Raw genomic sequence first — 11,628 nt, 5'->3', positions numbered from 1 at the left:
ATTTGTTGGGATTTGGTGAAAAATAAGCATAACCCTTGTGCTTCCACCCGTTTCTCGTTATAAATGAATATGAGTAACGCATTTATCAATTTCAATATTAAGGTGGGGATATGAATGAAGGGACATTTTAAGTTTGCTGTTTTGACAGCACTCTTATTCGCGTCAGCCGGGATTTTTGGCATTGCTTCAAATGCCAACGCTGATGTGATTGATGAACCCGGATCGGCCGGTTCCATTAAGCAAGTGAACTCCGGCAATGTGTTAAAAGATTATGATGAAGAAGCCCTTAACACGGTCAATAACGATACGCCTCAGGGGAATACCTCGAAGAAGTATACGAAATATGACCTTGATCCATCGGGGTATAATTATTCGAACTCCTACTCAACAATTTCTGGGAGTTCCCAATCCAATACGTTTAAGACCAAGTGGTTCTTACCAGACGGCTTTAACGTTTCCAACCTCCAACATGGTAACTTCCAGAGTGTCACCATGGATGATGAAGGTAACGTGTACTTTGTTGAATCTAACGGAACCAACACCAACCAAGGTGCCATCGTTAAATTTAATATGGCTAAGCTCCAACAGCTAGGCGTTAACAGCGATGTTTTGGCTTTGTGGAAGGCATTTGACTACTTCAACCCATACACGACGGATGGGGAAGCTCATAACCAGGAGTATGAAGATGCTTATAACCAGATGAAGGGATCATTTGATCAAATCAAGACTTTGACCAACACCCTTAATCAGAATAAGTCCTGGCAGAACAACCAGTCCAATTGGCAGCAAAACGCGCAAAAGTGGTACTACTACTGGAAGAACAAGAAGACTAAGAATCAGAAGATTGTTAAGTCTGCCAAGTATTCTTATGCTTCCAAGCAAAAGGCCAAGAAAGTTGTCAAGCAGGCAACTGCTAAGATGGCTACCTGGATGAAGTCATACCAGGGACATAAGACTAAAGTTGCAAACTACAACAAGAAGATTACATCGATTCAAAATCAGATTAACACTTATCAAAGTCAGGTAGATGCTGTTAAGGCACAGAACCCTGAAATGTTTAAGTACGTTGATATTGCTCAAACGGCTCAGTTATCACCGGAAGTTGATATTGGTCACGGCCAAACATTAGCCTTTAATCCGCAAAATAAGCACATTTATCTTGCCGAAGATAACACTTTGACCGACTTGAAGTCTCGTGATGACAACAATACGGTTCTTGAAATGGATCCAAATACGTTGAAGCCAATTCGGGAGTATAACTTCAAGATGTACCATGGTGATAGTGCCAACCTCCAGCTGCACACGTTGACGTTTGATAAAGACGGTAACGCCTACTGGGGTCGTAAGTACGGCAAGGGTTACATTCTGTTCTACGGTCGCCTAGACGAGAACGGCGTTTCATTTGCCGCATCTCAGAACATGGTCGGCAACCGTGGCGGCAGCACGAACCAGGGGATGAGTTATAATCCTCAGAACGATCGGGTTTACTTCGTTTCTGACGATATCTTAACGTCAATTCCAGCTGAAAAGGTTCGAAACAGTAACTTTACCGCCGATGATATTCATTATCAGGCCTTTGATTCCAAGCGTGAATTTGAGAGTCTGACGTTTGATCAGGACGGCTACGGCTACTTGCTGGCACTCTGGCCACCAGAGCTGATGCAGTCAACCGCACCATTGAATTAATTTAAAATCGACCGATTGTTATATTTAATTAGCGCCGCTATCACGGGGATTTTCTCCGGATAGCGGCGCTTTTTTGATCAAATAAGTTGGAAATATTATTAGGAATATTCTAATTGTATTAAATTCGATATTGACATCTGGTATATTTTAACCGTATACTGACATTATCGTTGACGGGGGGATGTGGCAAAACAGTGAGTTTGTCAGGTCCTCCCGTTCGTTAATTTTAAGATTAGAATTCTTCTTATTTTGGATTGATTCCAATCTTCAAGTCATTGTAAATTTACGACAAAGGAGATGTTATGTGATGAAAGCAATTTTGAAAGCGGACCAGCTAACGGCTGGCTATGGGCACAAGGTCATTATTGACCAACAAACCGTTGAAATTCCAGAAGGGTGCGTGACTGGGTTAATCGGGCCAAACGGCTGTGGAAAATCAACGCTCCTCAACACGCTGAACGGCTTTGAAGCCCCAATGGCTGGCAACGTTGAGCTGGATGGCAAGCAAATGAGCCAGTATAGCGCTAAACAGCGGGCCCAAGAGATCGCCGTGCTTCCCCAACGAACGGTGATTCCTGAAGGGATCTCGGTATTTGAATTGGTCTCATACGGCCGTTATTGCCGGCAGCGGGGGATGCATCGCCTGTCTAAAGCCGATCGCCAGGCCGTTGAAGATGCCATCAAAGCCGTCCATCTAGTCGATAAACATGACGAATTGCTGACCAGTCTTTCCGGCGGTCAACAGCAACGGGCCCTAATTGCCATGACGCTTGCTCAAAACTCACGCATTTTAATGCTTGATGAACCAACTACATATCTTGATTTAACCAATCAATTGGAAATCCTCGATTTATTACACGAACTCAACGCGACCTTCCAGAAGACCGTGATCATTGTGCTGCATGATCTGAACGAAGCGGCCAGATATTGCGATCACCTCATTTGCATGATTCACGGTCGGGTGGCCGCGGTTGGCAGTCCGGATGACGTGCTGACAGAAACGACCCTGGCGAACATCTTTAAGGTTTCGGGTGACATCACCTACGACAATGATTGCCCACAGATCACGAATTGTCATCCCCTGCCGGTTGCCCAACCATGACCCATCGCACAATGGTTGTCTGCGTCGCCCTGGTGGCCGTCGTTTTGATCGCCATCCTGCTGGACATTTTCGGCGGCACGCGCTGGTATTCCGTGAGTGATCTGTGGCGGCCGAGTACCAAGCTTGTGGGTGAAGTGATTTGGCAAATTCGGGTGCCCCGGGCGCTGGCCGCGGCGATGACGGGGATGCTGTTGGCATTGGCCGGGTTGCTTCTACAAACCGTCTCCCACAATCCGTTGGCGGACCCGTCAATTATCGGCGTAAATGCCGGGGCCAATTTGGCAATGATTGTGGGCGAACTGCTGGGAATTAGCCTAACCATTCTAAATGCGTTTTGGCTGTCATTAGTTGGCGCGCTGCTGGCTTTTGTGGTCGTGATCGGCCTTTCAATGAGCGGTCACGGATTTAACCCGCTGCGGCTGCTGTTGGGCGGGACGATCTTTTCGGGGTTCATCAGCAGCATTTCCTACGCGGTTAGTTTCATTACCAACACGACCCAGCAGTTTCGGGTCCTGCTAGTTGGCGGCTTTAGCGGCGCCAATTATCAGCAGGTGCTCCTTCTGGGGATTGCGGTGATCGTCGTCCTCGGCGGGGCGGTAATGTTTCAAACCGAATTAACCTTGCTGGGTTTGGACTCGAAAACCTCGGTTGGCCTGGGGGTCTCCTTTAAAAGACTCATGATCGTTGCGGTTGTTCTGGTAGTTTTGGCGGCCGGTTCATCGGTCGCGGTTGCCGGCAACATTGGCTTCATTGGTCTGGGAATTCCCCAAATTGTCAACTTCGTCCACCCGGGGTCGTTTAAGAGCAACCTGGCTGCCGTTGCGCTTTGCGGCAGTGGCTTTATGCTGATAGCTGACTTGATTGCCAAAACCGCAATCAGCTCGGTGGAGCTCCCTTTGTCAGCCCTCAGCGCAATTGTTGGCGGCGTGGTGCTCTTCATAATCGTTGCCTTCAGAAAGGAGGCGGTGGGCGCATGACCCGAAAAATTCGTCAGCCCCTGACGCTGATATTTCTGGTGGCTCTGTGGATCGGCTTGTTTCTGGCACTGCTGACTTTCGGTGACATTAAACTGCAAGTTGGGGCGGTGCTACAATCACTTGTCGGCGGCAGTTCGGACTTTACCACCAACTTTGTCGTTTGGCAGTTACGGTTTCCCGGCCTCTTGGCAGCAATTATTACCGGTGGTGAACTGGCAATTAGTGGCCTGATTCTCCAGGTGCTGACCCGCAATCCGCTGGCCGATTCCAGTATTTTAGGCATTAACGCCGGCGCCAGTTTGGGAGTCGTCATCGTGATGTTTGCCGCTTCGGCAATTGGCCTGCATTTGGGGTCGTCGTGGCTGCTGGTGGCGGCGTTTCTTGGGGCAATTTTCAGTGCCGGTCTCCTGATGCTGGCGAGTCATCAGCATTCCGCCATTAAGACCCTGTTGGCGGGGGTCGCGATCACTGCCGTTTTGAACGGGATTATCCTGATGCTGGAACTTGAGATGAACCAGTTTGATTTCGACAAAGTGCTGGTTTGGCTAAACGGCAGCTTTTGGAACCTTGGCACCCGGTTTCTGCTGGTCCAGTTAATGGTTTGTCTCGGATTGTTAGTTGCCGTTAGTTTTTTGATTCCCAGCCTAAACGGGTTAACGCTGGGGGACCGGGGCGCGTTTGGAATTGGCATCAACGTTAAATGGGTGCGCCGATGTCTCATGGCGGTTGCCATTCTCTGTGCCACCAGTGCGGTGCTGGTTGGTGGGGCAATCAGTTTTGTCGGTTTGATGGCGCCCAATATCTGTAAACGGTTTGTTGGCGAGCGCATGCGGTATTGGCTGCCTGCAAGCTGGCTGATGGGCTGTTGCATTATGATGCTGGCTCAATTTGTTGCCACCAACGCGTTTGGCAAGTCGTCCCTGCCGGTTGGATTGGTGGTCTCCGCAGTCACGATGCCCTACTTTATCTATCTACTATTTTCAGAAAGGTTTGATTAATCATGAAAAAAATGCATACATATCTCAAGGTGATGACCGTGGCCCTCTTGGCCGTTCTGTTTCTGGCCGGCTGTGGGCAGAGCAGCTCCAGCAAGTCTTCCAATGACAAGACCACAAGCACGCGGGTTTTGAAAACCGCAGCTGGGAAGGTCAAGGTGCCGCTGCATCCAAAGCGGATTGTGACAAACGTTTACACCGGCGACGTGGCGTCGCTTGGCGGCCACATTGTTGGGGCAACTTCCCTGGATCTGGCCAGCCCGTACCTGACAAAGGCCCAGAAGAAGGCCGCCACCAATCTCGGCCTGACGATGAAGCCGGAAGCGGTTTTGAAGTTGAAGCCGGATATGATCGTGACCTCGAATGAAGCCGACGTGAAGGCGCTCAAAAAAATTGCCCCGGTGGTTTACATTCCGTACGGGTCGACTGGTAATATCGAACAGACGGCGACGAAGTTCGGCCAGATTCTTAATCGTAAAAAGCAGGCGGCTGACTGGAACGCAAAGTTTAAAGCGGAAACCAAGCAGCAGGCTAAGCGGTTGACTAAGGCGGGCATTACGCCAAGCAAGACGACCATTGGCATCTATGACATGCAGAACGGTAAGCTGTTTGTCGACGGTGCCAAATGGGGTCGTGGTGGCCAAGCCCTGACGACGGGGCTGGGCTTCAAGCTTCCAGCGGCAATGCAAAAGATTGATGCTGGTCCCGGTTTCCAGCAGGTCTCAACCGAATCGCTCAAGAAATATTCGGCCGACTGGCTGTTCTTCGGTAGCACAACCACCGGCAAATCAAGCAACACGCAGGCAATCTCGGATTTGAAATCAAATCCGATCTGGAAGAGTTTGCCGGCCGTTAAGGCGAACCACGTCGTTCAACTACCGTTTAATAAGATGTACTATTTCGATCCAACCGCGGTTTATCAACAGGTGAAGTTGATTACGGATGCGATGCTCAAAAAAGCGTAGGAAAATAAGCATAAATGAGAGCTCTGTTTTAAAACCGAGCTCTTTTTTGCGATCACGGAATCCCCTGTTAACTTGTTTTACAATTGGGTGATATTTTCTGCCGTTCTATATGCAAATCGCTGATTTCGCGGTACAATACATCGAGTATAGCAACTTATCTTGCGAATAGAGAAACGGAGGAGCTAATGGCTTATTTAGAGTTACGCGATATCAAGAAGTCTTACTACCTGGGCAGCCAGGAATTCCCGGTATTAAAGGGGATTAACCTGTCATTTGAACAGGGTGAGTTTGTGTCGATCCTCGGTGAATCCGGTGGCGGGAAGACCACGTTGATGAACATTATCGGCGGCCTTGACAGCAGCTACACCGGCGATGTCGTTCTTAACGGCAACTCACTGCGCCACGACACCAACAAGCAGTTGGACGCATATCGCCGCCAGACAATCGGCTTTATCTTCCAAAATTTCAACCTAATCAGCCATCTAACCGTTTTGCAAAACGTGATGGTGTCTCTGGAAATGACGACGTTAAGTCATAAAGAGCAGGAAGCCCGGGCCAAAGAATTACTGGATCAGGTGGGCTTGAACGAACACATTAAGAAGTTCCCCAACCAGCTGTCCGGCGGCCAAAAGCAGCGGGTGGCGATTGCCCGGGCATTGGCGTCCGATCCGGAAATTATCATTGCCGATGAGCCAACCGGCGCCCTGGATAGTCAAAATACCCAGGAAATTCTCGAATTGTTGGATCAGATCGCCGCTGATGGCAAGCTGGTCATCACGGTGACCCATTCGCAGACGGTTGCCAACTTTGGCACTCGAATCGTCCAGTTGGCTGACGGGGTGATCAGCGAAGATCAATCAATTAAGAAGCCCTATACGGCCGGCAACGAAAATGAGTTGTCGACCCACACGCTAAAATTTGGGGCGACTTTGAGAATGGCGCTGGAAAATATGCGTTACAATCTCAAACGAAACATTCTCATCATCATTGGCGCGGCAATCGGTATTTTCAGCGTGATCGTCATGCTGGGATTGGGAAACGGGGTTCAGGGCTACATCAACCATGAAATTTACTCCCAGGTTAATCCCAATGCCCTGCAGATTACCAAGAACGTCAGCGGCTCGGATCCGGATATGACCAAGATTGATATTTCCAGCAAGGACAAATCCCGGCTGAAGGGAATCAAGAACGTCAAAAATGTCGAAGACGGCTACTACGTGCAGGGCGGCACCCAGTTGCGTTCGGGCCACAAAACGGCCGCCGTGTCGTTCATGCAGACGTTTAACGCCACCATCCTTAAGAAGAGTATTACCAAGGGGACAACGCCGAAGAATGGCGAAATCCTCCTTACAAAGGAAATTGCCGCTAAGTTAAATAAGAAGCACCCTTATGATTTGATTGGCAAGAAGATTACGTTCTACCAGAACACGCTGAACAAGCAGAAGCGACCGGTGACGTTGAGTAAGACGCTGACCGTCAGCGGGGTGGCCAAGGCCAATACCGGCTCGACGTCGGTGACCTACCAAACGATGAAGTCGCTTTATAACACCCAGAAGATTGCCATTAAACCGAACTTTGTCTCTTTGGAAATCAAGGGAAACGTGAAGAACGTCAAGCCGGTTGAGAACAAGATTAAGGCTTATAAGAATAGTAAGCACAAAGCCCAGTACATTATTACCGGCGTTGGCGGCTTTGTTGACACGCTGAACACCTATATTAATTTGGCGGTTAACGTGTTGGCAACGATTGCCGGCATCTCATTGTTGGTATCGGCCATCATGATCATTGTGGTGCTGTACATCAGCGTTTCCGAACGGACCAAGGAAATTGGTATTTTGCGGGCGCTGGGCGCTTCTCGCGGCAGCATTCGTAATCTGTTCTTCTCGGAAGCCTTCTTCATCGGGCTGTTCTCGTCAATCCTGGCAATTGGGTTGTCCGGGGGGCTGGCGTTAATCGCCAACCACATTGCTCAGTCGGGGATTCATTATCAAATTATGCAGATCACGACTGGCAACGTGCTGTTTGGACTAATCATCTCAATTGTGATTTCATTGTTAGCAGCGCTTGCCCCGGCAGGGACCGCCGCTAAGCTAGATCCAATTCAAAGTTTAAGTTACGAATAATCATCGATACGGAGGAATGTTAACCATGGCAGATAAACCAGTGGATGCAAAGGAAGAACCTGCGTCGAAATCCAAGACGCGTCATCAGCAACATGCAAAGAAGCCCGAGGAACGTCTCGTTATCGGCGCCATTCATATTCGACTGGAAGACGGCGGCAAGCGGGTATTACAAACTGACCAGGAATTTTTCTGGCGAATTACCGAACGGACGACCAACGAGGGAGCACCGCTTCAAGACGGCTTTCCCGAACTCGGCCGGGTCGCCGTGGTGCCAACCAAGTACGGCTGGCGGCCGGTTGTAGTTGTCCAGGAACAACGGGTCACCGGCGAGGCGGCAATTAAGGCCGCTGACGACTTGAAACGGGTTCGGCGGTTCACCGCGAATGATGTCCACACGTACCACTTGGTGCGGCCGTTTAAGCAGTTTTTGAAGGATCATAACATTGCGCTGCCTGAAACCAGTCAGGAAGCAACCAAATAGGATTGATTGACCCAAAAACCGGTGACGACAACGTTACCGGTTTTTTTGTGGGGCGATTTTGACTACACATTTAACGATAAAAGCATTAGACTAAATCATAGTTCTTAATTTAAGGGGGAAATCAAATGCTGTGGTTATGGGTTCACTTGATTACTTGGATATTGTTAACAATTGTTGTGGTTGTCGGCTTGAACGTGGCCGTTGAAAAAATGGTTCCGTGGGCAATGACCGCCAGAGTGCTCTACTTAGTTGCCATTATTAGTGGGGTTATTTTATTGTGGAACACCTGGCAGTACAACCCGGTTTTAAGCACCATCAAGGTGATTTTGGCCCTGGGTCTGATTGCGTTCATTGAAATTGCCTTTGGCCGCAAACAATCAGGAAAGGGTAATCGCACCATGATTTGGTGGGCACTGGGCTTTTGCGTGCTCGTTGGGGTGGTTGGTCTGTTTCTGTCACAGGGCCGGCCGTTTCTTCATTAGTCATGGGAATCGAGCTATCTTAAAACGAGGGGAGACGTCACATGCAATCCGATCATGATTTTGCTGTTAATCAAGCTGGTTATACAATTTCGGCCGCGCTGTTTCGAATTGGCCCGGACGTTTTAATTGTCGTGACCGGCGGGGATCATCCGCACGTTGGCGATGTGACGACCAAGTCGCAGCACGCGCCCCGGCAAACCGTTAAATTTCCAAGTCATGACGGTCGGGACCACAAAGACAATTTTTTGTCCGACCGCCTTGCAGACACGGTCAGTTCCCAAGTTGGCGGTAGTTTAACCGTTTTGGCCGGGGTGCATATTGATGGGATCACCCAAGCCCAAATTAAGGCGTCCGCTGAGATAATTGATCGCTTGGCCGATCAGATTAATCAATGGCTGGCGGCGCACCCCGCGCATATTAACCCACCGACGTACTATGATCAGAACCATCACCCCGAATAGACGGGGAATGGCTGCCCAATCCGTACTGATTAAATGAATGAACCCGCTTCAAGTGGTTGAACCCTTGAGGCGGGATTTTTTATTGCTGTAATAGAAGGTCATGCGACTATCTTTCACTCTATTATGTGAATATTGCATAATAGATCGTTCAAATATGAATGAATCTGGGTCCCAAACAGTCGTACAATTAAAGCATCTTATGTAGGAGATGACAGTTGTGACAGAAAAACCATGGGACTTGAGAAGGGTTCTCAACGAGCTTAAATCTGACCCAAAGCAATATCATGAAACCGACGTTGCGGTTGATCCGGATGCCGAACTTTCCGGTGTTTACCGGTATATTGGTGCCGGCGGGACGGTGAAGCGGCCAACTCAGGAGGGCCCGGCGATGATGTTTAACAATGTCAAAGGATTTGCCGATACCCGGGTTTTAATCGGGCTAATGGCGAGCCGCAAACGGGTCGGTAAGATCTTTCACCACGATTATCAAACGTTGGGGCAATATCTTAATGACGCGGTTTCCGATCCGATTTGGCCCCAAACCGTTTCTGAGGCTGACGCGCCCGCCCATGAAGTGATTCATAAAGCGGACGAGGCAAATTTTGATATTCGCAAACTGGTTGCCGCGCCAACCAACACCCCCGAAGATGCTGGGCCATACATTACCGTTGGCGTTGTCTTGGGATCCAACATGGATAAGTCGAAAAGTGACGTGACAATTCACCGGATGGTTCTCGAAGATAAAGACAAGCTCGGAATCTACATTATGCCTGGCGGCCGCCACATTGGCGCGTTTGCGGCCGAGTATGAAAAGGCCAATCAGCCGATGCCGGTCACAATTAATATTGGACTGGACCCGGCAATTACAATCGGGGCGACGTTTGAGCCGCCAACAACGCCGCTTGGCTACAATGAGCTCGGGGTTGCCGGCCGGATTCGTAATCAAGCCGTTCAGCTGGTAAAGGGCGTGACGGTTGACGAAAAGGCAATTGCCCGCTCCGAATACACTCTTGAGGGCTACATCATGCCCCACGAACGAATTCAGGAGGATATTAATACGCATACTGGCAAAGCGATGCCGGAGTTTCCCGGTTACGATGGCGATGCCAATCCCGCTTTGCAGGTGATCAAAGTGACGGCGGTCACCCACCGAAAATCACGCCCGATTATGCAGAGCGTGATTGGGCCCAGCGAAGAACACGTATCGATGGCCGGAATTCCCACTGAAGCCAGCATTTTACAGCTTGTGAACCGGGCAATTCCCGGTAAAGTCCTGAACGTGTACAATCCGCCGGCTGGTGGTGGTAAGCTCATGACAATCATGCAAATTCATAAAGAAAATGAGGCTGATGAGGGCATTCAGCGCCAAGCGGCCTTACTGGCATTTTCAGCGTTTAAGGAGTTGAAAACGGTGGTGTTGGTTGACGACGACGTGGACATTTTCGACATGAATGACGTGATGTGGACGATCAACACGCGTTTTCAAGCGGATCAGGATCTCATGATTCTCTCGGGGATGCGCAATCACCCGTTGGATCCATCTGAGCGGCCGGAATATGATCCGAAGTCAATTCGGTTTGCCGGAATGAGTTCAAAATTGGTGATCGATGGCACCGTCCCATTTGATATGAAGAAGCAGTTTGAGCGGGCCAAATTTATGGATGTCCCCGACTGGCGCAAATATTTGGAATAGCATTGAGGTGATAACTGGATGAAACGCATTATTGTTGGCATTACGGGGGCTTCTGGAACGATCTACGCAATTGATCTATTGCAAAAGTTGCGCTCGTTTCCTGACGTTGAAACCCATTTGGTGATGAGCAGCTGGGCAAAAAAGAATTTGGCGCTTGAAACGGATCTTTCATTAGCTGATGTGGAAGCGATGGCTGACGTTACTTACCATATCAATGACCAGGGGGCTCAGATTGCAAGCGGCTCGTTTCTGGCCGATGGGATGGTGATCGTGCCCGCAAGCATGAAAACCGTCGCGGGAATTGCATACGGTTTGGCCGACAACCTCATTGGCCGGGCGGCTGATGTGACAATTAAGGAACAGCGTAAATTAGTGATCGTGCCAAGGGAATCCCCGCTTAGCGTGATTCATTTAGAAAACCTTACCAAGCTTGCCAAAATTGGGGCGCAGATCATTCCGCCTATCCCGGCGTTCTATAATCATCCCCAAACCATTCAGGATCTCATCAATCACCAGTCAATGAAGGTCTTGGATGCGTTTGGAATTGCCAACCAGATCAGTGGGCGCTGGCAGGGTGATTAGCGGCTGACCACTCGATTGAAATATCAAAAAAAGTAGCGCTTCAATTTGAAGGTGAAGTGAACCCCCATAGTTGGATGAAAA

11 protein-coding genes are annotated in these 11,628 nt (G+C 49.3%); all 11 read left to right on the top strand.

Annotated elements, in window-relative coordinates; genetic code table 11:
* Positions 1–114 precede the first annotated feature (114 nt).
* The 11 genes from FD47_RS09925 (at position 115) to FD47_RS09875 (ending at position 11,547) form a co-directional block, all read left to right on the top strand.
* A complete protein-coding gene (locus FD47_RS09925) occupies positions 115–1,686 on the top strand; it encodes a hypothetical protein (protein WP_056980608.1) in 1,572 nt (523 codons plus the stop codon).
* A gap of 307 nt (positions 1,687–1,993) precedes the next feature.
* Entirely contained in the window at positions 1,994–2,788 is a 795-nt protein-coding gene (locus FD47_RS09920; protein WP_054735446.1) for an ABC transporter ATP-binding protein, read from the top strand.
* Positions 2,785–3,765 (top strand): FecCD family ABC transporter permease, encoded by a 981-nt coding sequence (locus FD47_RS09915; protein ID WP_056980607.1) that lies wholly within the window; start codon positions 2,785–2,787, stop codon positions 3,763–3,765. Before FD47_RS09920 ends, FD47_RS09915 begins: the two co-directional genes overlap by 4 nt.
* Positions 3,762–4,763, top strand: a complete 1,002-nt coding sequence (locus FD47_RS09910; protein ID WP_054735444.1) for a FecCD family ABC transporter permease — start codon at positions 3,762–3,764, stop codon at positions 4,761–4,763. The genes FD47_RS09915 and FD47_RS09910 overlap by 4 nt, the downstream gene beginning before the upstream one ends.
* 2 nt (positions 4,764–4,765) lie before the next feature.
* Positions 4,766–5,725: an ABC transporter substrate-binding protein gene (locus FD47_RS09905; RefSeq protein WP_225352900.1), complete on the top strand. Its 960-nt coding sequence runs from the start codon at positions 4,766–4,768 to the stop codon at positions 5,723–5,725.
* Positions 5,726–5,910: 185 nt separating this feature from the next.
* Entirely contained in the window at positions 5,911–7,848 is a 1,938-nt protein-coding gene (locus tag FD47_RS09900) for an ABC transporter ATP-binding protein/permease (RefSeq protein ID WP_056980606.1), read from the top strand.
* Between the two features lie 25 nt (positions 7,849–7,873).
* Positions 7,874–8,329: a DUF5839 family protein gene (locus FD47_RS09895; protein ID WP_040537750.1), complete on the top strand. Its 456-nt coding sequence runs from the start codon at positions 7,874–7,876 to the stop codon at positions 8,327–8,329.
* A gap of 125 nt (positions 8,330–8,454) precedes the next feature.
* Positions 8,455–8,811, top strand: coding sequence for a YisL family protein (locus FD47_RS09890; protein ID WP_008212544.1), 357 nt, complete (start codon positions 8,455–8,457; stop codon positions 8,809–8,811).
* A 41-nt stretch (positions 8,812–8,852) separates the two neighbouring features.
* Positions 8,853–9,272: a prenylated flavin chaperone LpdD gene (gene lpdD / locus FD47_RS09885; protein ID WP_056980605.1), complete on the top strand. Its 420-nt coding sequence runs from the start codon at positions 8,853–8,855 to the stop codon at positions 9,270–9,272.
* Between the two features lie 217 nt (positions 9,273–9,489).
* Positions 9,490–10,965 (top strand): UbiD family decarboxylase, encoded by a 1,476-nt coding sequence (locus FD47_RS09880; protein ID WP_040537749.1) that lies wholly within the window; start codon positions 9,490–9,492, stop codon positions 10,963–10,965.
* A gap of 18 nt (positions 10,966–10,983) precedes the next feature.
* Positions 10,984–11,547, top strand: a complete 564-nt coding sequence (locus FD47_RS09875) for a UbiX family flavin prenyltransferase (RefSeq protein WP_054735436.1) — start codon at positions 10,984–10,986, stop codon at positions 11,545–11,547.
* Positions 11,548–11,628: the final 81 nt, after the last annotated feature.

This window comes from Lentilactobacillus parafarraginis DSM 18390 = JCM 14109 (assembly GCF_001435895.1).
GTDB lineage: Bacteria > Bacillota > Bacilli > Lactobacillales > Lactobacillaceae > Lentilactobacillus > Lentilactobacillus parafarraginis.
This window is presented reverse-complemented; position numbering and strand designations above follow the sequence as displayed.

Bases quoted from the DNA above. Each gene is read 5' to 3' on its own strand.
- FD47_RS09925 (WP_056980608.1), top strand. From the start codon at position 115: ATGAAGGGACATTTTAAGTTTGCTGTTTTGACAGCACTCTTATTCGCG.
- FD47_RS09920 (WP_054735446.1), top strand. From the start codon at position 1,994: ATGAAAGCAATTTTGAAAGCGGACCAGCTAACGGCTGGCTATGGGCAC.
- FD47_RS09915 (WP_056980607.1), top strand. From the start codon at position 2,785: ATGACCCATCGCACAATGGTTGTCTGCGTCGCCCTGGTGGCCGTCGTT.
- FD47_RS09910 (WP_054735444.1), top strand. From the start codon at position 3,762: ATGACCCGAAAAATTCGTCAGCCCCTGACGCTGATATTTCTGGTGGCT.
- FD47_RS09905 (WP_225352900.1), top strand. From the start codon at position 4,766: ATGAAAAAAATGCATACATATCTCAAGGTGATGACCGTGGCCCTCTTG.
- FD47_RS09900 (WP_056980606.1), top strand. From the start codon at position 5,911: ATGGCTTATTTAGAGTTACGCGATATCAAGAAGTCTTACTACCTGGGC.
- FD47_RS09895 (WP_040537750.1), top strand. From the start codon at position 7,874: ATGGCAGATAAACCAGTGGATGCAAAGGAAGAACCTGCGTCGAAATCC.
- FD47_RS09890 (WP_008212544.1), top strand. From the start codon at position 8,455: ATGCTGTGGTTATGGGTTCACTTGATTACTTGGATATTGTTAACAATT.
- lpdD (WP_056980605.1), top strand. From the start codon at position 8,853: ATGCAATCCGATCATGATTTTGCTGTTAATCAAGCTGGTTATACAATT.
- FD47_RS09875 (WP_054735436.1), top strand. From the start codon at position 10,984: ATGAAACGCATTATTGTTGGCATTACGGGGGCTTCTGGAACGATCTAC.